General features: G+C 32.3%; 18 protein-coding genes. 14 read left to right on the top strand and 4 right to left on the bottom strand.

The genetic code is table 11. The annotated features are described in order from the left end of the window. Positions 1-4: 4 nt before the first annotated feature. Positions 5-283, bottom strand: coding sequence for a hypothetical protein (locus MUN87_RS18575; RefSeq protein ID WP_244742680.1), 279 nt, complete (start codon positions 281-283; stop codon positions 5-7). Beyond that, positions 276-1,247, bottom strand: a complete 972-nt coding sequence (locus MUN87_RS18580; RefSeq protein ID WP_244742682.1) for a ParM/StbA family protein — start codon at positions 1,245-1,247, stop codon at positions 276-278. The genes MUN87_RS18575 and MUN87_RS18580 overlap by 8 nt, the downstream gene beginning before the upstream one ends. Positions 1,248-1,488: 241 nt before the next feature. On the opposite strand from MUN87_RS18580, the gene MUN87_RS18585 reads away from it, so the two are divergent. Together MUN87_RS18585 and MUN87_RS18590 are read left to right on the top strand one after the other, a co-directional pair. Next, positions 1,489-2,556 carry a four helix bundle protein gene (locus MUN87_RS18585; protein WP_244742685.1) on the top strand — a complete coding sequence of 356 codons (1,068 nt, stop codon included), beginning with the start codon at positions 1,489-1,491 and terminating at the stop codon, positions 2,554-2,556. A 467-nt stretch (positions 2,557-3,023) separates the two neighbouring features. After that, positions 3,024-4,055, top strand: coding sequence for an HNH endonuclease (locus MUN87_RS18590; protein ID WP_244742688.1), 1,032 nt, complete (start codon positions 3,024-3,026; stop codon positions 4,053-4,055). Positions 4,056-4,128: 73 nt separating this feature from the next. On the opposite strand, the gene MUN87_RS18595 is transcribed toward MUN87_RS18590, so the two are convergent. After that, the gene (locus tag MUN87_RS18595; RefSeq protein ID WP_010651993.1) at positions 4,129-4,707 is read right to left on the bottom strand and encodes a lasso peptide biosynthesis protein; all 579 of its coding nucleotides are present in this window, start codon (positions 4,705-4,707) and stop codon (positions 4,129-4,131) included. Between the two features lie 371 nt (positions 4,708-5,078). Here MUN87_RS18595 and MUN87_RS18600 point away from each other — a divergent pair, with 371 nt between their 5' ends. Genes MUN87_RS18600 through MUN87_RS18610 form a run of 3 tightly spaced genes read left to right on the top strand, consistent with a single transcriptional unit; the run spans position 5,079 to position 7,007 of the window. Further along, on the top strand, positions 5,079-5,894 hold the full coding sequence (locus MUN87_RS18600; protein WP_010651992.1) for an HNH endonuclease: 816 nt from the start codon (positions 5,079-5,081) through the stop codon (positions 5,892-5,894). A 50-nt stretch (positions 5,895-5,944) separates the two neighbouring features. Continuing rightward, a complete protein-coding gene (locus tag MUN87_RS18605; protein ID WP_010651991.1) occupies positions 5,945-6,145 on the top strand; it encodes a hypothetical protein in 201 nt (66 codons plus the stop codon). Beyond that, a complete protein-coding gene (locus MUN87_RS18610) occupies positions 6,126-7,007 on the top strand; it encodes an LPO_1073/Vpar_1526 family protein (protein ID WP_154648249.1) in 882 nt (293 codons plus the stop codon). The genes MUN87_RS18605 and MUN87_RS18610 overlap by 20 nt, the downstream gene beginning before the upstream one ends. A 185-nt stretch (positions 7,008-7,192) precedes the next feature. Here MUN87_RS18610 and MUN87_RS18615 read toward each other — a convergent pair whose 3' ends face one another. Beyond that, the gene (locus MUN87_RS18615; protein WP_244742689.1) at positions 7,193-8,314 is read right to left on the bottom strand and encodes a DUF8371 domain-containing protein; all 1,122 of its coding nucleotides are present in this window, start codon (positions 8,312-8,314) and stop codon (positions 7,193-7,195) included. A 111-nt stretch (positions 8,315-8,425) separates the two neighbouring features. On the opposite strand from MUN87_RS18615, the gene MUN87_RS18620 reads away from it, so the two are divergent. From MUN87_RS18620 to MUN87_RS18660, 9 genes are all read left to right on the top strand, one after another. Continuing rightward, on the top strand, positions 8,426-8,995 hold the full coding sequence (locus MUN87_RS18620) for a site-specific integrase (RefSeq protein ID WP_244742692.1): 570 nt from the start codon (positions 8,426-8,428) through the stop codon (positions 8,993-8,995). A gap of 120 nt (positions 8,996-9,115) precedes the next feature. Further along, positions 9,116-9,913, top strand: coding sequence for a TnsA endonuclease N-terminal domain-containing protein (locus tag MUN87_RS18625; protein ID WP_244742694.1), 798 nt, complete (start codon positions 9,116-9,118; stop codon positions 9,911-9,913). Positions 9,914-9,927: 14 nt separating this feature from the next. Further along, on the top strand, positions 9,928-12,072 hold the full coding sequence (locus tag MUN87_RS18630; protein ID WP_244742696.1) for a TnsB C-terminal domain-containing protein: 2,145 nt from the start codon (positions 9,928-9,930) through the stop codon (positions 12,070-12,072). Beyond that, positions 12,065-13,546, top strand: a complete 1,482-nt coding sequence (locus MUN87_RS18635; RefSeq protein ID WP_244742698.1) for an AAA family ATPase — start codon at positions 12,065-12,067, stop codon at positions 13,544-13,546. Before MUN87_RS18630 ends, MUN87_RS18635 begins: the two co-directional genes overlap by 8 nt. Beyond that, a complete protein-coding gene (locus MUN87_RS18640) occupies positions 13,543-15,057 on the top strand; it encodes a TnsD family Tn7-like transposition protein (protein WP_244742701.1) in 1,515 nt (504 codons plus the stop codon). Before MUN87_RS18635 ends, MUN87_RS18640 begins: the two co-directional genes overlap by 4 nt. A gap of 60 nt (positions 15,058-15,117) precedes the next feature. Beyond that, positions 15,118-15,888 carry a DUF6414 family protein gene (locus tag MUN87_RS18645; protein WP_244742704.1) on the top strand — a complete coding sequence of 257 codons (771 nt, stop codon included), beginning with the start codon at positions 15,118-15,120 and terminating at the stop codon, positions 15,886-15,888. Next, positions 15,881-16,978 (top strand): AAA family ATPase, encoded by a 1,098-nt coding sequence (locus MUN87_RS18650; RefSeq protein ID WP_244742707.1) that lies wholly within the window; start codon positions 15,881-15,883, stop codon positions 16,976-16,978. The genes MUN87_RS18645 and MUN87_RS18650 overlap by 8 nt, the downstream gene beginning before the upstream one ends. Positions 16,979-17,131: 153 nt before the next feature. Next, positions 17,132-18,325: a hypothetical protein gene (locus MUN87_RS18655; RefSeq protein WP_244742710.1), complete on the top strand. Its 1,194-nt coding sequence runs from the start codon at positions 17,132-17,134 to the stop codon at positions 18,323-18,325. Between the two features lie 88 nt (positions 18,326-18,413). Next, complete coding sequence (locus MUN87_RS18660) at positions 18,414-21,980, top strand: SIR2 family NAD-dependent protein deacylase (RefSeq protein WP_244742712.1); 3,567 nt, start codon at positions 18,414-18,416, stop codon at positions 21,978-21,980. The last annotated feature ends 300 nt before the right edge of the window (positions 21,981-22,280 follow it).

A 22,280-nucleotide genomic window follows, 5' to 3' on the forward strand; every position in this document is an offset into this window, starting at 1 on the left:
AGAATTAGAAGAGGTCCGTGATAATATCCTTATCTTGCTGATCAATAAACTCATTCACTTTTTGAGCACCTGATTCTGCTGAGATAAACCCATTTTCCATAATTCTTTTTGCTACATATTCATATATTTGCTCAAAATCTGAAATATCTTGATTTTTCATGTCTTTTCGAATCAATTCCCGAATGTAGGCACTTAATCCAACTGACTTTCTTTTGTTCTCAATGTAATGGATTAATTCAGAGTCTTTAGAGAGGATGCTGATGGTATATCTGGCATTAGGCATATTTGACCTCGAGAATTTTGAGGAAAGAGAGGCAATTGCTGTAGAGGGGATTGTCGATAATGACTGCATGGGGAAATAGCTGCTTAATGTATCTTCTTAGAGTAATGGACCCACCTCCCACAAAATGGATGTCTGACATATTGAAAGTATATCCACGACTCTTTGCAAATTGAACGATTTGTTGCAGGTGATCAAACTTTAGTTCTTCAATAAATACCTTACTATCTTCAAAGATTTCTCCTTTACTCGCAAAGTATCCACTTCTCAATACGTGTTCCAAGTCATCAGAGGAAACAGAAAGGCCATAGAATTCATTGATAGCTTTTCCGATTTTGCCGAGAAGGATTTTGACACCTAAATCTGATGAGATCATCGTGTTAACCATGGGCTGCACGCCTTTGAACTGGCAAAATGTGCAGTTTAAGCCTCCTACATCTATCACTGTTGTATATCCTTTTCTGTATTTTTCAGGTTTGGCGTATACTTCACCCATACCTTCAAATGCGATGGTAACATCCGATAAGTCAAATGAGAATGCTTTACCATTTACGATTAAGTGGATTGTTCGATTCTCATTTTCAATCATAGATTTAAAGTTCCTTTTTTGAATGGAATCCTTGTAAGTGGTGATTGGTACATTGACAGCTAAGCGAATATCCACATTACTAGGAGCATTTGCCTTTAGGAGAAGTTTGGTAATAGCTGTGTAAATGGCTACTTTATGGATGAGTGAGTTTTTGGTTAAGTTGTAATCAGAGTAACTCTCAGAGACCATTTCTCCCAGAAGAAATTCATCTCCGTTGTACTCGACTAGATAGGAGTTCGGTTGAATTTCTACTCCGAATCTTTTAACTTGTTGCATTCTCGTTGGAAAAGTTGTTGTGTAAGTTCTACCTTTATATTTTGATAGAGCCTTGGTATTTCCTTTGCCACAGTCTACGGCAATCAAGAGCTGTTCTTTCATGTAAAACCACTTCCTTTTATTTAATAGATTTAACAGTTCATACTATGCACTTTAGTCATAAAAATAAGAAAAATTCATAATAGTAGGGTTCTAGTAAGTGTGATAATTTCATAAGTTTCATAAATAATGCTAGAACATGGTTGAACCTAATAAACTATTTATTAAAAAAGCGAGATAGTACAATAGAAGTATAAAGAAGAAAAGAATCAATACTTTATAAAGAAAAAGGAGTGAAAGAAAATTGAATAAAAAAGTAGAAGAAATACAAAACTGGTATCGAAATGAAAAAGAATTATCTAACTATAGCATCATGGACATTGGTGGAAAACTAAAGAACCTAGCAGAGAAAGGATTAATTTGGGTTCTCAAAGATCTAAAAGATACCACCGAATCTGAGAGAATTGTAATTAATTATTATTTGGATAAGTATAGAGCTGTTCAAATTTACGATAACCTTCATGACCTCACCCCAATCCTCTCTTCAAATGATGAGTATGCAAGTACTCCCTCAAAATCCTCCAAACACATTATTCCTCTACAAAACAAGCAGCATACCCTTGAAGTAAGAGATGTACAACAATTTAATGGCTATCAGAAAGCGAAGGAATTAGAAGAACGAATCATTGAACTATGTAAGAACTTTCCTTCATTCGAGTTTTATCATATTGTTAATCAAATTGAGAGAAGTGCAGAGTCAATTAAAAAAAGAATACAAATAGGTGAGCAAATCTATATTCGAGAGAAGTTTAACCAGTACAGCATAGCGGTAGGATCTGCAAAAGAAACTTCTGCATGGCTCCAGGTCTCATTGGGCCAAAAGTATATCACCCAAAACCAATTCGAGGAATTGGATAACATGGTTAATCATGTGATAGGTATTCTTACAAAAAACTTATCCAATATTAAAGAAAAAGAGGGAAAAGGATTAGATCTGCCAAGCCCATACACACCTAATGTGAAAAACTTTGGAGCATATGATAATGCTTTGCTGTTGGTAGAGATGATATATGAAGTTACAAGAAGAAGAGAATTTTGGAAGGAAAAAGACCTTGTAAGAAAAATGAGAAAGCAAGCAACTTCATGTGTTGCTAATATTGCCGAAGCACATCAATTATATATTAAAAAGAAATTTCGTTTCTTTAATGATTCTTTGAAGGCATTAAGAGGGCTTGAAAGTTCGTTGGAAACATCGGTGAGTAAAGGCATTACTTCAAAAGAGTCCTTAAAAGAAATTAGTGAGTTGAGGATTTCTATACGGAATGTGCTTTCTGCGAACATGAGCAACATTAGTAGTGAGAGAGCAAGTTAATCTTCTGAAATAATAAGTATAAAATAATACTGTTTATCCTTTGCAAGAGAGATTAGCTTAACTAAGCAATTTAACGTTCCCCAAAGATGGGGAACGTTAAATACCATTGAAATGATAGCCAATAGGGGCTTAAAAAGTTATGTATATAGTTTTGGGTTGCTTATTTAAAAAAGAAATTAAGGGGGCCAGCATTCATGTGTTTATGAATATCCTCTTTTTTCCACATAACTTAGAGTTATTTTCTAAATTATTAAATCCGTCTATTACAAAATTTCTTATGTATTAGGTACAATTAAGTGGGTTAGGAACATATGAATTCAACCAACCGCCCAAAGAGGAGGAAAAATGAAGTATTAAGAGTCTGGAGCATTGATCTTGAAGTAAATGATAACTTTCCAGGGCTAGGAAAATTGAGGAATTAATCCATTGAATGTTTTATCTATTAAAAAGGAAAAGGAGTGGATGGAATGAAGTATTGTATCTATTTAAAGAAAAAAGTTCCAGAAGTATCGTTTTCATCTGAGGAACATATTTTTCCTGCTGGTATAGGGGGAATACAAAAACTACCTATGGAATATGTAAGTCATGAATGTAACAATGCTTTTTCAGCGATGGAACTTTCATTTATGAGAAATTCTCTTATTGCACTTCCACGACAATTTTATGGCCCGGGTAAGAGGGGTAACTTAAATCCTAAGAATGCAACAAAATCAAAAGTTAGTTTAATAGACGGTGAGTCAAATCCGAATGAGATTAAATTTGGTTACATCAGTTTAGGAAAACCTTATCTTATTTCTCAAATCAAAGTTAATATAAAAGGAAACTATCATTTTCTTTCAGACACGTCATTAGGTGATGAAGTTAAACAGGTCTCAGGGTTTCTTAAAAAATTGGGAAAATATAATGGTAAGCATACATTGTATCAAGATGAACGATTAACCCAAGACGAATTTATTCTTGGAGTTCATGATGGGAAATGGTACCTCGCTTTAAACCATAAACAGCATGAACCACAAATTAAAAATTTTATAATGAATTCTCTTGAAAATACATTAGAAAATCAAACTGCACGCAAGGGAACAGAGCAGGTAAAAGTTTTTCAAACAATTGAATTTGATGAGACTTTTTATAGGGTCTGTGCGAAAATCATATTCAATTACTTGGCCTTTGTGAAAGGCCAAGATTTTGTTTTAAAGGAGTGTTTTAATCCCATTCGACACTGGATTGTAAACGGTGGAGAAAACAACTTCGTTACCTTGAGTGGGCAAAAAATTAATATGCCTATTTCTTATCCTGAAAAAGCACATAAACTTTTTATCATTCAAGATAGAAATTCTTTAAGGGGTCTTATAAGTTTTTATGGAGATCATTTTGAAACTCTCATTAATTTATGTGATGATTTTGACGGAGTCCTTGGGCTAGATGGTTTTATTTGTGACTGGCAAAACAGGCAAGAACTCAGATTGATTGATTATATAAGTAATTATACAAGCCATTAAATGAAAATCTTCTACCAAATTGAAAAAGACTGCAATAGGTAGCCCTATACTTTACTTAAAGACAGCACTGCATTTAAGAGGGAGACGTTTTCAAAGTGCGTTCTGTATTTTTGTATCTCTGTCGAAGTTCAGCTATATCCAATTTCAATCGGAGTTCTCTACCAACAACTTTAACAATCTTCCATGCCCCTTCTTTAAAATGGGGGTACCGATCCATGTATTTTACAAAAGGAGTTCTCAAGACTTGATTTGCATCTCTATCAAAACCAGTTGGTGATAGGGATCCGTAAGTCCTATCAGACTTTACTTCGGTTTGTAAATCATACCCTGCATAGATTGGGGCATTCCTAGTTCCATCTAATGTCAGTTGGATGGCAATATCGAAAACCTTACCATCAATTTCTATCCAAGAATGATCAAAATATTGAAATCCAGTTTTTACCTCTCCGATACATAAATCATTTTCAACTTTTTGTTCATTAAGTAAGATGTGAAAAATGCTGGAGATTAGATGGCATGCTCCAGGATTAGGGTGCTTTTTATAATAGTCAGATACTGCAAAGAAGGTCTTATATATTTTTTCACTTTGTTCGTGTTTAAGAGGAATACCCTCAGCCGTTATGCGATATGGTTTTGTTTGACTTGTCGCCATAGAATTCTCCCCAATTCAATTAGTAATTTAATTTCTATTATGATTAATTATAACATTTTGATTTCTAGTTTAAAATTATACTAACCCTACTGTAAATTAATCTGTTCCAGAATCATAGCTTCTAGGATAATTAATAGAATGTGTTTCAAAATATTAGTTTTTCTTATCTGGGATGTACCCATGGCTTATTAGACCTTATGGTATAATTATGGGCAAAGGAAAAATAAGGAATTAATATATTTAGTTGTATGTTTTATGGGTATAGCCTTAACGATAATGGTGGATTACTACATAGATAAAAAGGAAATAGGAGAAATAATATTTTCACTAGGATTTCAAACAACAGAATTGTTGGAAAGGATATGAATCTTTTGGATAAGAGAAGCACAAAAATTAAATGGCATGGGAATGAAGCAATAAATATGGCTTCCCATGTAATAGCAGAATTGTATGGATTAAATGACTTAACAATTGAAAACTGGATTTTTTATGCAGATGTTGATTTTTTATCAATCTGTGCCAAACCACGTAAAAAAACTATACTACATGAGTACATAGAATATATTTATTTTACTAATTATGACTACATGTTGGATAAACACTTTCCAATGGAGGTAATAAATACATTAACTGGTCTCTTGGACTTCTATAATATTGATTATACAATTTTAGGTAAGTTTGATAATGTCGGTAAGACAGATGATGAACTGAATCCTGAAGAATTTGAAGAAGCTGAGGATTATGCAAGAGAATTATTTGACTTTTTTATGGACGAGTTGAGCCCAGTAATTATAGATGATATATTTACCGTGTTGTATTCAAATAAACTTTTCTTATTCGAGTTTAATTCTCAGTTAAGGGAGTTAATTTTAAATTTAAAGGCAGAAGATATTCCAGAATACTTAAAGAAAGACGGAGTTATAAAAAGATGCAAATATATTCCTCAATGGTTAAAGCGAGGAGTATTTATGAGAGATAAAGGGAGATGTCAGATTTGCGGTGCTGATTTAACAAAGATACTCAACTTAGATAATACTGAAAATTATGACCATATTATTCCGTTAGAAAATCGTGGTAATAATGATCCTATTAATTTCCAACTTACATGTGAACATTGTAATAAGTCTAAAGGGGATAGGAGTATGGCATTTAATAGCTTATCAAATCGTTATTGGGATATAGATTGAAAAAGTTGTACTCACAGTAAATAATTAATAATTACAGAGAGGGTACTAAAATGGAATGGATACAAGAGAATATAAATTGGATTTTTAGCGGTATTGGTGTGTCTGCTATTTTGGGCATTATAGGTCTCTTTACAAAAAATCATAAGGGAAAAGAGCAAATGATTAATTCAGGTAATAATTCAACAAACATTCAAAGTGGAAAGGATGTTAATATAACACTTGGTGGTAAAAATGATGGACAAGAAAAATGAAATAAATAGTGGGGACAATTCAACAAACATACAGGGAAGACAGGTTCTGGTTAATCAACAAATTGGGATAAGTTATTCCGATGCAAGACAGATAGCTTTAGACGTTTATAAACAAAACTTCTACGAATTAAGTGAGGAAGCAAAAAGTGTTGCATTAGAAAGAGCAGAAAAATTGATTGATGAATTATTGCGGAATTTAGAGAAGGAATTGCCAGAACAAATAGAAAAAATTAAAGTTCCAGATGTTCAATATACGCTTATAAAAGCTCAAAGTATATATGCTCGAAATGGTGGCCCCGATACCTTAGAAATTCTAACCAATCTTTTAAAAGATAGATTTAGAGTAAAAGAAGACTCTTTAAAAAAGATAGTATTAAATGAAGCGATAGAGATAATACCTAAGTTAACTATAAACCAACTAAATTTGTTAACAGCAATATTTTTGGTGAAAAATTGCAAAATGTCAAAAGTCAGAGTGTTGATAGAATCTCTTGACACCATTATAACTGATGATTTAGTACAATTTATACAAGAACGAAATTATTTTGAGCATTTGGTTTACGTCGGGGCTGCATCGAATGATATTACTACAGACTCCTCCCAAAATCTTGAATATTTTATAAGGAAATCTTATTCGGAAGAATTAAACGAAAAAGTCGAAGGAAATACGTTAGATGTTTTAGACCCACCAGTAAGAAATCAATTTGTTATTGATACATTGAGTGAATCAGTCTTCTTCAAATGGAATCATGGGTATTTTAACCGTTACGCTTTAACAAGTGTTGGAATAGCACTAGCAGTTACACACTTCAATATTGTTATGAATGCAAATATAGATTTGAATATCTGGATAAAAGGATGAATTTATAATATAAATGATTATAGACTCATTTACTTTACAAAAACCAGCTGTGTAAACAAAGGAATGCCGTTAAATCAGCATTCCTATTTTAGATTTTAAATGTATGCCTTTTGAATATTCTACATTCACTGTATTAAACCATACTGTAATATTCATAATTTGTATCTAGTGATATGGAAATTAAGTTAATCTGTAAAGCCCATTTCATTATCATTTGTAATTTTTGAAGCACTCTTTAAATTACCACTAGCATTAATTCTTTTAAAACGGATTTTCTTTTGGTATTTAGAACTTAACTTTTCAGCCTCTTCATATAGGAATTCAGAATTATTGTACGATTCTTCAGAATAACAAATAAGAATGAAATAACCAAACTTGATATTTTCGGTTAATAGGTACGTAGGTAATTGGTGTTTAATTCCATGTTCAAACCGATTATGACTTCCTAATTTAATTTCAATCAACGCCTGTGATTTTTTTCCATGAGAAAAATAAAAATCAACAGTACCTCTACCAGTGTCTACTTCACGTGAAACAACTATGTCTGTATCTTTTAAATATGTTGCAATAAAAATATCAAATAGAACTTGAACTTCCTTCTCTGAATACTCCCCTAATTTATTGTTTATAAGAGCATGCCCTTTTTTATGTACAATAATGTGGTTAAAGTTTTCTACCAATTCAATAATAAGACGAAAAAATGATTCTTCATTAGTCACTGAATCTATTGTAGTAGTTTGGATATGCCCTTTTATTTCATTGTATTTTAATAGAATATCATCTGGCATTAATTCAGTGTAGTAATCTAAGTCGATATGCAAAAATTTAGTAACCACATCTGGGTGTGTCTTATATGTTTCAAAAATATCGGGCACATCAAGAAAATCTAAATCATCAAAACATAATCCTATAAGATCATTTGGAGTATTAATACTTTGTAAGACCCTTAATTCATCTTCTAAAAGTGCATCTTTATTAATTTTATTTAGGAATTTAGTAATTTCATCTTCCAACATGAACCCATCTTCTGAACTATCATAAACAAAAAATAAAATATTAAATAAAACATATTCTTTCATTGGAGTAAATTCATGTGTAAACCCATCTATAACTTCTCTATGAAGTTTTTTTAGAAAGTCTAGGGCATATTCTTTATCTTCTTGTTTGTGTAATGGGAATACTGTAGCGTAAATTTCCTCATAACTAAGGTTACTTCCTATTTCTATAAAATGATCAACTACTATATCTAGCAAGTGATGAAGAATTTGTTTAAATTCTTTAGATGCCTCTTCATAAATATCTAGCATTTAGATACCCCCTTAGTATTTTATTATACAAGATTTATTGCCTCTAGGCTCTTGAGGTTTCTTCATTCACCGGATAGAATGTTTTTGTAAGGTTGTATAGGAGGTGAAACATTGAAGGTAGTTCAGCCAATAAGGGACTTGAAACAGCTTGAAGCTGTAAAAGGATATTTACGTGGGAAAAATAAAAGGGATTATTTACTCTTTATGGTAGGGATATCATCAGCTTTAAGAATAAGTGATATTTTAACACTAAAGGTAAAACATGTTTGGAATGGGAAAAAAGCTAATGAATTTATAGAAATAAAAGAAAAGAAAACTGGAAAATACAAAAGGTTCCCTATAACAAAGAACCTTACAAAAGCTATAAATGAATACATGAAAGAGTATATTAATAAAAATCAGAATGATTACCTTTTTACAAGTAGAAAGGGAATAAATCAACCGATTTCAAGACAATATGCAGCATCCATGCTAAATACCGCCTGTGACATGGTGGGTATTAATGAAAGATTTTCGACACATGGAATGAGAAAAACTTGGGGCTACTGGGCATTTCAAAAAGGTATATCGCTCGATTATATATGTATAGCTCTAAATCATAGTTCTGTAGCAGAAACCAAAAGATATCTTGGTATATTACAAGAAGATCTTGACAACTTATACTTAGAGGTGAATTTATAAAAGTGTGCAAACTTAATCTAATAGGAAATAAAGTATTTGACTATTGATAATCAGTTCAAAAAAAACGAACTTGATTGCCAATAGTCATTTTTAGTTTCGGAAAAATTAAGGAGGAGTTCAATGGGGACGAACAATTGGACTAAAGAAAAATTAGGCAAGTATCTAAAGGAAGGAAGAGGTCAGGGGATTGGAAAAGATTATCTACCTTGGAACTACACGTACAATTACAGTTCCAAAGGTAGGGTTTCGAGAATCTATGGGCTAAAAACAAATCGTGTACATCATCTTCATTCTGACAATCAATATAGGGCTTTTCTATTATTCGAATTTAATTCTAGTGTTATTGATATTAGAGAATCTTTTCCGCTGTTAGATGTTGATGAGGTAATTGATGATAAAGAGGATTTACGGTTTGATAAGTTCTTGGATAAGGAGACTAAAGAGCCTTATTTGTTGACCACAAATTTCCTATTGACTGTAAAAGACGCTAACGGAGAAGAAAAGGATATAGCAAGAACAGTAAAAAATACAACAGAACTTAAAAGGAAAATAACATTTGAAAAGCTAGAAATTGAAAGAAGGTATTGGCAGCATAAAGGAATTGATTGGAAGGTAATTACTGAGAAACAGCTTCCTAGACAGTTAGCAAAAAATATTGAATGGATAAGAGAGACGCTACTGGTGGGTAGTGAGGGGGAGTTGGATAAAGATGAACGTTCTGTAGCGATGATGAGATTTATCTTGGAAAATGATGAACTTCCCTTAAAAGAGCTGCTGAAGATATTTGACAAAAAGGAAGGATTACAGAAAGGATCGGGCCTGTTTCTCTTTCGCTATTTGATAGCAAAGAAAGAGTTAGCTATTGATCTCACAAAAAGGATAGATTTAGAGTCAAAAGTTAATAATTTACTGCTTTAAGGTGGTTGATTTTTTTGGAACTGAAGGAGAATTTTTTATTACAGTATCATGATGGAAGAACAATACGGATTGTATTTTGTGAACGACTTTCTTCTATTATATATGCAATTGATATGAATAAAGTTAGATGGCCATTTCTCATTAGAGAAGATGAATTAATTTCTGATTATAATAACGAAGAAATAACGATTTTAGAAAATGACCCATACACACGTTATGTTGTTGAAGAAGAATTAAGCAATGCAGAAAAGGAAAGAAGAAATCAAGCATGTGATATAGTGAATTTTGTACTTCAACAAGTAGATAGAGAGGTTTTGATATTTCAAAGCAAGTATCGTGAAAAAGCCATTAAACTAGCAGTATCAGAATATAAAATCAATTATTCAACTGTAAAAAGTTATCTTGTACGTTATTGGAAAGGTGGAAAGATAAGAAATGGATTGCTCCCTGCATTTAATTTATGCGGCTCTAAAGGTAAGGACAGAAAAGAGGGTGATAAAAAGAGGGGCAGACCTAGAAAAATAGGAAGTAGACAAGGGATAAATATTGATGACAAAGTAAAGAGATATTTCAAAACAGGATTAAATCGTTATTACTACAATGGAAGGCAGAACTCGTTAAAAGTGACTTATGAATTAATATTAAAGGATTTTTTTACAGAAACAAAGGTTGATATAAATGGTAATGAAGTACCCGTGATTAAGGAGCCTTCAAGTATTCCTACTTACCCTCAATTCTTTTATTGGTTTAAGAAGTTAAATAATCCAAAAAAGGAATTGATTAATAGAAAAGGAGCAAGGAACTATTTCCAAAATCATCGTGCTATCATTGGAAATTCAACACAAGATGCTGGATTAGGTCCAGGAACACTTTGGCAAATAGACTCTACACAGTTTGATATTTATCTGGTTTCATCCGTAGATCGTAACTTGATTGTTGGCAGACCAACTTTAATATGCGTAATTGATGTATTTTCCAGAATGATAGTTGGGGTTAATGTCACTTTTGAGTCATTTAATTCGTACACAGGCACTATGGTTGCTCTTGCAAATAGCATGTTACCCAAGAGTGATTTTTGTAAACAGTTTGGTATCACACTGGATAAAGATGAGTGGGATGTGGCTTGTGTGCCGCAAAGGATTTTTGCTGACAGGGGTGAACTAAACGGTAAACAGATTGAAGATGCTATTGGAGGATTAGGTATTTCGATACAGAACACCCCTCCGTACAGAGCTGACTACAAAGGGATTATTGAACAGGCATTTGCACAATTAAACATAAAGGTCAAACCATTTGCTGATGGGGTTGTAAAGAATGGGAAGAACACAATAGAGAGGGGAGACGAAGATTATAGACTTAAAGCTAATCTAACAATAGACGAATTCACACGAATTGTTATCAAATGTGTGCTATTCCATAACAATCATCATGTCTTGAGTGAATATGTATTGGATGAAATGATGATTAGTGAAGAAGTTGAAAAAATACCCGTTAAGATATGGGACTACGGAGTGAACAATATGAAAGGGCAATTACGAGTATTACCTGAACAAACAGTAAAGATGCACCTACTTCCAACTGATATAGGAACCATTACTTCACGTGGGGTTAGATTTAAGAAGATGTTGTACGCTTCGGATTACTCATTGAAAAATAATTGGTTTCAGTCAGCAAGAATTAACGGTAGCAAAAAAATAAAGATTTGGTATGATCCGAGGGATCTTTCCTATGTGTATACAATTAATGAGGATGGGGAGTTTCACAAGTTGCATCTACTTGAGCATTTGACTAAGTATGAAAATAAAGGAATAGATGAAATAAATCAGATAATAAAGCATGAACAATCAATAGATAACAGAAGCAAGGAACAAGAATTGCAGGAGAAGATGAAGTTATATGACGATATTCAAACGATTGTTGGACAAGGAAAGAAGAAGACGGCAGCACAAAAAGATGATTCATTAAGTAGGGCTCAACGACTAAGGGGAATAAGGGAGAATCAACGAGAAAAAAGGGAACTTAAACGGGAATTGAATATACAGAAGGTGGAGGCAGGGGAAACATTGATGGAATCAGTTGAAAAACAGGGACATACAGAGGATGAACTTGATTTGTTTAGAGCTATACAAGAGCTAGATTGGGATGATGATATTGAGTAACTCTATATTTCTACCAAATGGAATGGAGGCTATTCAGGCAGAGTATAAGGAATTCCCGTTGGAAGAGTTTAATCAAAACCCGTTGATTCAAGCACTACCACCATTATTGGATAAAGCAGCAATCATTAGAAAGCTCATGGTTAAACCAATCTATAATGATGAAGAAAAACATGCTGAAAGTATTTATCGAATACACATGATAAACCGATTGTTTCAGCTATATACTCCTCTTCCGGTGCACATAGATGTGTGGAATATGATTCATACATTGATTCTGCAAGGTTATTTGGCTAGGAACCCTTTTGATAAGAACTATAAAAAGTATATTAATGACTCTGGAAAAGAAATTATTAATCGTTCATATGAAATAAATAGTAGACAAAATTTCAGAACCACTTCTTCTTGCGGGACATTTATCGGTTTTTCTGGCATGGGTAAGACAACAACAATTAATAGAGTTCTAAGCGATATTCCACAAGTAATCATTCACAACGAATACAAAGGTGCCCATTTTAATCAAATCCAACTTGTATGGTTGAAGCTAGAAGCACCAAGTAATTCAAGTTTAAAAGCATTGTGCTTACAATTTTTCATGAAAGTGGATGAATTGCTAGGAACAAATAATTATAAGAAATACGTTTCAAGAAATATGTCTGTAGATAGCATGTTACCTTTAATCAGTCAGGTAGCACACAATATAGGGCTGGGTCTACTTGTTATTGATGAAACACAGAATATAAAAAAACGTGGTGCGGAACAAATTATGAACTTCTTTGTCTACTTAATAAATACGGGAATTAATCTTTGCTTAATAGGAACCCCGGGTGCGTACGATTTATTCGGGAAGGAATTGCGTATGACAAGGCGTTTAACAGGCAACGCTGAAATCATCTATAACAATATGCAATATGGCAATGAATTTAACCTTTTGTTAGAGTCGATATGGAAATATCAATGGACACAAAATTTCGTACCTTATAATGAAGAATTCGGTAAAACAATATATGAGCTTACTCAGGGTATATCTGATTTAGTGATAAAGTTATTTGTGTACTCGCAACAGCTTGCTATAGAAAGTGGAAAAGAAGAGCTTTCCATCGGTCTAATAAAGAAAGTTGCAAATGAAAAGTTTAGGTTACTTCAACCAATGTTAAATGCAATTCGTTCAGGGAATCCACATAAAATTGCAAAGTATGAAGATATAAGAAAGATTGAATTAGAAGAGTCGAGAATAAAGCAAAATATAGCAGTGAGAAAGGAAGAACCAGTAAGAAAGAAGAAGGAATATAATGTCGAACCACCTGAGAAGGTAGAGAAACCTAAGCAGAAAACCAAGTGTAAAGAATACTCGGAAGATGATTTACGCAATTTGCTTCAGCTGGGAGCTAAAGAAGATAAATCACCATATCAATTGCTACTAGAAAATAATTATATTGAGGAAGCCACAACATGGATTGATGTGAAAGATGTATGATTAATTTTCTACCAGAATTGTACGAAAACGAACTTTTTTATTCTGTGATTGCACGATATCAGAGGAAGTGCGGAATGATAAGTGTGAGAGCTTTAATAGAAGATTTATTCGGAAGTTACGTTTTAGTATCTTCTTCTTATTTTCCCCAATACATTGATTCATTTGTTAAATGTTTGCCACAAACTTCAAAAGTAACATCTAAGGAGATTATCGAGAAACATACTCTATTTCCGTTTTATACATCATTTCTTTCACAGGAGAAAACAGACCTTATCTACGATACAATTGGAAAAGGATCAAATGGATCTAAAAAAAACATTGAAAAGCTAATAGGATTTGGTGGAAGTAAAGTACGAAAACCGAGTTATTTAAAGTATTGTCCGGTTTGTTTTAAGGAAGATATAGATACATTGGGTGAGAGTTATTGGCGTATCAATCATCAGATAATAGGTGCCTATTACTGTTCAAAACACCATATCCTTTTAAAAGAGAGTCCAGTTTTAAGTACTGGAAGCGGTCTTGAATTTATATGTGCAGATGAAGAGGTTTGTAATGAAAAGATAGTAGCAGATGATTACTCAGATACTATTAAACAATTAAATCTCCAACATATCCATACTGCGGAGTCCTTATTGAATAAGAATCTTCAGAGAAAAGAGTTAAACTATATAATTAATTATTACATTGATAGGTTAAGAGAAAAAGGGCTAGCTTCAAGGAATGGAAATCTGTATATGAAAGATGTTCAAGAAAGATTTCTACATTACTATCCTACACAGTATTTGGAAATGATGCAGAGCGGTATTGATCCAGATAGTCCGACTAATTGGCTTCGATTGTTTATACGAAATAATCAAAAAAATAGGAGTCCCTTGAGACATTTATTGTTCTTGCAATTTTTGGGTGTTAGTGCAGAAAATCTTTTTCAAGAAAAAAGGGTTATAGGAAAGAAGTCCGGTTCAGTCAAACATAATCCGAATTTTAGCATTCACCAGAGAAGGGAAAACTGGTTACGTTTAATTGCAGAAAATCCGGGTGCAAATAGAAGTCAGTTAAAAGATAAGGGGAAAGGGCTACATACATGGATTTGTAAATATGATTGGGATTGGTATGACAATGTAACACCAAAGGCTCAATTGGGGAAAGAAAAAGTTAGCACGATTGATTGGGAAAAGAGAGATGAAGAATGTTTGAGGCTTGCTACAGGAGCCGTAGAAAAGTTATTAAAAAAACAAGGGAAACCAATTCGAATAACTACAGAAAGTGTCAGAAAAGAGCTAGGTATAGGGCAATGGTTAAGAAACCCGAAATTAGCAAGAACTAATCAGTATTTACAAGAAGTTAAGGAAGATATAGTTGAATTCCGCATTCGTAAAATTAGATGGGCAATAAAGGAAATGATTCAAAAAGGCGAAACGTTAACTCCATATAAAATTCAACTTTATGCTGGCTTCGGTGGGAGAAATAAAGAAGCAAGGAAATTGATTTTGGAAATTAAAAATCGCCTTTAAAGTTATAACTGAAACTGGTGGTATAATTAGGTTAGTATTAAGCGAATTGGAGGGAGCGTTATGACAAGAAATGAATCTTCTGATCAAAAAAAGATAATAAAGATAGTGTATTTCGATGAAATGTCTGCAACGGATTATATTACTATTCAAAATGGTGGGCAAATTGATTGGAGTACAACAGAAAATAAAGAAAAACTTGCTAAATTATTGGCTGAAATTGATGCACAAGCTAAAGGAGGAGTTAATTGGTTTTCTGCAATAAAGGCATCGTTGTCTGGTCATACAAATGCAAGTTATGATGCTAGAACCAGAAGTTTAATTGAAAGTACCTTAACAAATACACTTCTAACAGACTATATCAATATTGCTAGTATGGATAAGAATGTATATCAATTTCATGATGCCGGTGTTCATGCTCCAGAGAATTCTGTAACGATGTATAAGATGTATAGCTCCTATCTGAACGTTGTTCCTAAAGAGGAGATACCTATTGATCTTGAACAATTAAATAATGCTGTATTAGGAGAAAGAGGTTACTATCAAATGCTTTTAAATGGAGAAACAGAACCTAAGCATGTATTAAGGTTCAATATCAATGCCTTTAAAAATAATTACAGTTTAGCAGATCTATCGAAAATGAGTTTATCCTACTTCGGTGTAAGAGTTGGAACATGTACAAAAGAGCAATTATCTATGGAGAAAGAATTTGAATTTGAAGATGATAAGAAAAAACCTAGTGCCATTCAGGTAGTCACAGGTAGTGACCAGACTTCTCATGATAAATTACTAGACGTTTATGATATAGTATTGGCAGGTGTTATGGGTGAGTAATATAGTGATATACTATGGTTCGAAAAATGAATTTTATAAAATAATTCCCACTGACCATAGGACTTTGACAGATTTAGTCTATGAAATAGATAAGGATAGTAAAAGTTACGTTATTCACATTCAAGGTCAGAATGAAAATGATAATAATGATGAACGTGTTTTTGTTGAAAATTTTGTAGCAAGCTCTGATGAATATGCAGGCGTACGAGAACACGTTATTATTAACTTTAATAACTTTTTAAGCAAATTTGACTCTAAAAATATTTATTTACACAATCCCCCTTTGCAAATTAGTGACCAAATCATAAGGTTGCATCCTAATACAGAAATTGTCTACCAAGATTATTGTTTAATTACTCTTGACCATTTAAAAATAATTAATTCTAAATATGATTTAAAGATAATTGGTCAAAGTAGTGTGAAGTTTGAGTTGTTACAGGCACTTTTTCCGTTGACATTAGATGATAGAATAAGGCCAGTAGTTTTGTTATTGTATGGGAACTCAGGTTTAGGTAAAACAGAAACTGCTAAGTTTATTGCGGAAGTAGTTGGAGAACCACTTTTTAGAAAGCAGTTTTCTATGTTTCAAAATAATCAATTCTCTACGTACTTATTTGGAGGTGCCCATTACGAAAAAAGTTTCGCAAAAGATCTGTTAGATAGAGAATCAAATGTACTTTTATTAGATGAATTTGATAAAGCACATTCTTCATTTCATAGTGCCTTTTACCAATTGTTTGATGAAGGAGTTTACGAAGATCAAAATTATTCCCTAAGGTTAGAAAAGTCAATAATAATTTGTACTTCTAACTACAATGATCTGAATGAGATTGAAGAGCATTTAGGGAGTGCAATCTATAATAGATTTGATAAAATTGTACATTTTAATGATCTAAATGACGAAGCGAAACAAAAAATTGGAGAACAAATATATGAAAGTTTAATAGAAGTTTATGAAAATAGATTGAGTGAAAGCATTATACAACGTCTATCCAGTAGTTATGTAGAATGTGATAATGTAAGGGAAATTAAACACCTTATAGAGGATTCTTTTGCATTACATGCTGTGTTGGAAAATATAAAAGAATAATTGATTCTAAAAGTAGTAGGAACTCAAAAGAGGATCCTACTTTTTTGTATGCTTTATTGTTTATAAGAGATAAACTGTGAGTAGAGATAAAATTACTGACTACTTTGCTAAAATTGGCAAGCAACAGATATAGATTGAAGGAGGTATAAGAGTTTGAAATTTGATTTTAAGAATGTAACACAAGATGAAAGAGAACAGCTTTATGACGAAGTGTGGAGCCAACCTATATCAGTTGTGGCAGAAAACTACTGTATATCTGATACTACACTAAGAAAGCATCTAAAAAGGCTAATAATTCCAATACCTACTAGAGGATATTGGACAAAGGTAAACAATGGAGAGGAAGTTTCTAAAACCAAGTTGCCCGGAGTTACTAAAGCCTTGAGAAAACATGTAAGAAACTATGTGATAAAGTACAGAACTGATTTAGAAAATATAGGTGAAGATGTAGTATCTTCTAAGGAAGAGCTACATTTATTAAGAGATGAATCCAAGAAATTTATTAAAGATAAATGTTCTAATTTAAAAGTTAGTAATCAGCTTAGAAATCCTCATTCATTAATTTCTGATCACAAGGAGGAGATCAACTATAGGAAAAAGAGGGACAGAGAACTAAGCAAATCCTATAACAAAGTTATTCCACCAAAAGGATTTAGAGATAATGAAGCTACTTTATCTATAAATGTATCTAGTTCCTCGATAAATAGAGCTTATAGAATACTAGACACAATTATAAAGGCACTTGACGAAATGGAGGGTTATACGAGGGCAGAAATTAAAGAAGGGAAAGATACTTCATATTTCGCAGTTATGTATACAATCTTTTATTTTGAATTAAAAGAAAAAGATAACAAACTTATACTAACATTGGTTGCAGATAATTGGCTCAGCTATACTAACAGAAGTAGACAAGAAATGGCATTTCAGGACTTGAAGGATAAACCTTTAGAAGAACAAATTGGAGATATCATTTACCAAATATTTGTTGTTGGAAACAGACTATATGCAGAATATAAATTAGAAGAATTGGTACAAGAAAGGGAATGGGAAGAACAGAAAAGAGAGAGAAGGTTAGAGCAACTAAGAAAAGATGAGTTAGAGGAAGTTAAGGAACTTACCCAAGCGGTCTCTGACTGGGATAAAGCAAAAAAGATTAGAGAGTTTGCGGATGACTTGGAATTAAAAATACATAAGGTTAAAGATGAAGAGCAAAAAGTTAGACTTATAAGATGGTTAAAATGGGCAAGAGATAAGGCTGACTGGATTGATCCCCTTGTAGAAAAAGAGGATGAGCTTTTAGGGAAGAGTGTTAGTTTATTTGAACAGATTTTGCAAAGGCAGTCATAAGTCCAATTTTATAAGTTATTGAACACTATATCTTAAATAAATACTGTTTTAAGATAATTACATGTATTGATTTTTTGGAGGGTTGTAAATGGAAGATACTATAAATTTATTTAAAGAGAAGCTACCAAAGTACCACCATCTACAAAAAATACGAGATAGACTGTGGGCGGAAGATGGCAAAAGTAGGGTTTCAGTAATGATCGGGTCTGGATTTAGCTTAAATGCAAATAAACTTGATGCCTCACTTGAAAGTATGTCAACTTGGTTAGGTGTTAAAAATAAAATTCTGGAAGGCCTAAATCCTGACGAATTACCGGATAGTGAAAACGTGTTAGATATTAGTGAAAGTTACGCTAGTGAATATGGACGTGAAAGTTTAGATACTATAATTAAACAAACTGTTCCTGATCAAAATTATGAGCCAGGTGAAATTCACAGGAGTTTATTAAAGCTCCCTTGGTCCGATATTTATACGACTAACTATGACACGTTGTTAGAAAGAACATTACCACACATCATTGAAAGAAATTATCAAGTTATTTATGATGTGAGAGATATTCCTAATTCAGCTTCCCCTAGAATAGTGAAATTACATGGGAGTTTTCCTTCGAATAGACCATTTATTTTTACTAGAAGTGATTTTGAATCATATAGTAGAAAGTTTGCTCCATTAGTTAATATGGTTCAACAGTCAATTATGGAAACAACCTTTGTATTATTAGGTTTCTCTGGAGATGATCCCAATTTTGAAAGCTGGACAAAATGGGTCAATAAGAATTTAGGAGAACACATGCCAAAAATTTATATGTTGGCCTATGATGAGCACAAAAGGGAAAGTTTACTAAAAGAAAGAGGAATAACTCTTATTGATTTTAAAGAAGTATATAAAGAAGAGAACAAGGGCAATGTGTATGAGCAAATGTTTAATGATGTCTTTCAATATTTAGCCTATCAGGAGAAGAAGGATGAAAGGGAGTGGCCATATAAAAGTTATTTTGGAAGTAATTTAAAAAAAATTGATAACGTATTAAATACCTTTATTTATAATAGGGAAAATTACCCTGGATGGCTAGTTATGCCCGACATAATCAAAAAAAGAAATATTGAGATATTACAATTAGCCTGTAATGAATTGGAGGAGTTGGCGGCAAATAGTGAAAATGAGATATCTAAACGGATATCGGCAGTAAATGAAATAGTTTGGGTGTATGATACTTTTCAAATTCCTATTGATTATGGTCTTCATAAAACGATGAGGGAATTAATTGATGAGAGTACCGCAACGGATTATCCTGCCGGTATAAAGGGTATTATTGTTAGATTACTCAAAGAAGCTAGACTTGATTATAATGAAAATGATTTTAATAAATATCTTGAGATACTAGAAAAAAGTGATTTGAACGAGGATATTACGAATCAGTTTATCTTCGAACAAATTTTGATGAAAATCGCAAAATTTGAATATAATGAAGCCAGGAGTTTGCTTGATAAATGGTCATTAACAAATAAGGATTTTGAATGGATGGTTAAAAAGGCGGTCATTTTTTCAAGGATTGGAGAAAAGGAAAAATCTATAAAAATATTAGAAAATAATTTAACTACTGTTAGAAAAATAATAGCAATAAAAAATAATAACTATCGTTTGCTGTCCTTAGAGGGAGTTATACTATCAAATCTGATTCAATTAAAAAGAAATACTATGCAAAATAGTAAAGAAAGACTATTAATATTGGAGTCAAAACTTAGTAATCCATTAAAAGAATTAGACTTTATGTTTAGTAGAATAAAACCATATGAAGAAAAGTCGGGAATATTCGAGAAAAAGGGATTTGATCCGAATCGAATATCCCAGACAAGTAGATTTAATAGTACCTTAGATTTGGAACTGGTTGATTCATACAGCATGATAATGTTATATGAAGAGTTTGGTCTAGGATCTACTGGTCAAAAGTTTGCAAAGAATGCTATTAATATTGCGTTAAAAAATGCGGGAAAATTATATCCTTTTTACTCATGGATAATGTACCTACGAATAGGGGATGTTAAAGAAATCGATCACTATTTCTCTAGGGATGTTATTTATAAAACAGATGGAACCAGCTTGTCGCTATTTGCTGAAATAGTTATGGTTGGAATACTTAGTAATCAAAATACCAATTTACTGTTAGAAGTATTGTCACGTATATACTTTGCTTTGCAAAAAGAAGAAAAGGTGAAAGTCGATAAAACAGTAATAGAATTATATGGAAATAGAGGTTATCAGGAAGAAAATCGTAGAAGTAATAAAAAAGTATTCGAACATCTTTTTAGAAGAATATTATTTGATAAAAATAATGATGAGAAAGGGATTTTTATAAGTGAAGTTTACAAACTCCCTATTATTGGTGATCCTCAAGGAAGTCTCTCTGAGATAATATTAAATGATTTTAGCTTTTATGATCCTTCATTTGAATTTGACTTTTCAGATAATATAGAAATAGATGTTGACATTGCCGAGGTGAATAGATTACTAAAAATCTTAAAGGGAGAAAAAAGTAATATTCGAGATGCTTCTCTGAGGAGGTTAGCTAACCTTTTAGCAACTGACAATTTTCCCGATGAATTTATAGCTATGTTTAGAACAAATGTAGCTGATATTATTAGAAAAGAAGAATCTAATTACTGCAATGGTTTATTAGATTCTTATCTAGTATTAATAACTGATGATATTGAACTGCAGGAAAAATACAGTCATTTACGTATTCAAGAATCAATACCAAAATCCCATGACAGTAAAACTGGGATAACTTCAATTGGTAGTGGTTTAGATACCCTTTTAAGGGATTTAAGAAATATTTTCCCGGATTTTATTTACAAAGAGAATCGCTTTTTAACCTTAACAAATCGGACGTATATTAGTTGGTTGGAGAATTTTTTTGAATGGTGGGACAATCAGGAAGAATGGTTGTTAAAGGAAAAAACTGATAGTTTATTTGGAGAAAGTGATGATTTATTAATCATGATTATATTTCTAAAAAACTCTTTCTTACCAAATATTCCTGTCGACTGTTTAACTGCTGGTGATAAAGAAAAACTTGAAGGTATTTATACTAAATTATGTAAGAATAAGTATCATATGGCTTTATTTTTGATACCTACTTTAGTAAGGGTTGGGGTAGTGAAGCAAAATAGTATAGATAAAATATACGATGGATTAATGAGTAACAATTTAGAGATATTTAACTCATCAGTTGTTGCATGTTATGATTTAGTAATTTTGGAAAGTATGGGTGAAATAATAGCAGACCTATCAGAAGTAAAGACAACCCTACTAAACCTTTTTATCTATCGAAAGGAAGTTACATTGTTAGAAACAACTAAATCAATAAGCAATATCATAAAAAATATCCCAGATTTCTTTAATAATGCTGAGTATTTAAGTTTGATAAAATCTTTAAACTTGATATTAGATGATTTTGAGCATAACTATTATGATAACAGTTCAATAACAGATCAAAAAAATGAACTATTATCCGAGTTAGCAAATCTTTCTGGCAAAATATATGCTAACGGAAAGGTAACTTACAACGAAGAATTAGAATCTTGGAAAACTTTTACAAAAGAACATAGATTGCCTGAAGTTAGAAAATATAGTGAGTTGTTTGAGTCAAAGTAGGATAGTTTTTGTATTGAGACAGGTAAGCAATCATCCTCTGCAGGTGGGCTAAACATCTGGTTCCTACTTTTCTTTATTTCTATAACTCTTCTATCTACTATGTCTAATTAAAATATAAACTTCCGAGCCAAAATAAACATTTCCGATTCAGACCCCGATTTCGTGAAAATAAACATTTCCGATTTCCGGGTCTTTTTCATGCTCATCCCTTGTCTTGTCATGGTTCTCTCGTGTTTCCTTCATGCAACATTATCGGAGAACTTTATTTTAAAAAAGAAAAAAAGGTGAAAAAACAGGTGA

Origin of the sequence: Gracilibacillus salinarum, from assembly GCF_022919575.1 — a bacterium.
In the GTDB taxonomy this organism is placed as follows: domain Bacteria; phylum Bacillota; class Bacilli; order Bacillales; family Amphibacillaceae; genus Gracilibacillus; species Gracilibacillus salinarum.

Coding starts and splice junctions, on each gene's coding strand:
- MUN87_RS18575 (WP_244742680.1), bottom strand. CDS start 283: ATGCCTAATGCCAGATATACCATCAGCATCCTCTCTAAAGACTCTGAA.
- MUN87_RS18580 (WP_244742682.1), bottom strand. CDS start 1,247: ATGAAAGAACAGCTCTTGATTGCCGTAGACTGTGGCAAAGGAAATACC.
- MUN87_RS18590 (WP_244742688.1), top strand. CDS start 3,024: ATGAAGTATTGTATCTATTTAAAGAAAAAAGTTCCAGAAGTATCGTTT.
- MUN87_RS18595 (WP_010651993.1), bottom strand. CDS start 4,707: ATGGCGACAAGTCAAACAAAACCATATCGCATAACGGCTGAGGGTATT.
- MUN87_RS18605 (WP_010651991.1), top strand. CDS start 5,945: ATGGAATGGATACAAGAGAATATAAATTGGATTTTTAGCGGTATTGGT.
- MUN87_RS18610 (WP_154648249.1), top strand. CDS start 6,126: ATGATGGACAAGAAAAATGAAATAAATAGTGGGGACAATTCAACAAAC.
- MUN87_RS18615 (WP_244742689.1), bottom strand. CDS start 8,314: ATGCTAGATATTTATGAAGAGGCATCTAAAGAATTTAAACAAATTCTT.
- MUN87_RS18625 (WP_244742694.1), top strand. CDS start 9,116: ATGGGGACGAACAATTGGACTAAAGAAAAATTAGGCAAGTATCTAAAG.
- MUN87_RS18640 (WP_244742701.1), top strand. CDS start 13,543: ATGATTAATTTTCTACCAGAATTGTACGAAAACGAACTTTTTTATTCT.
- MUN87_RS18645 (WP_244742704.1), top strand. CDS start 15,118: ATGACAAGAAATGAATCTTCTGATCAAAAAAAGATAATAAAGATAGTG.
- MUN87_RS18660 (WP_244742712.1), top strand. CDS start 18,414: ATGGAAGATACTATAAATTTATTTAAAGAGAAGCTACCAAAGTACCAC.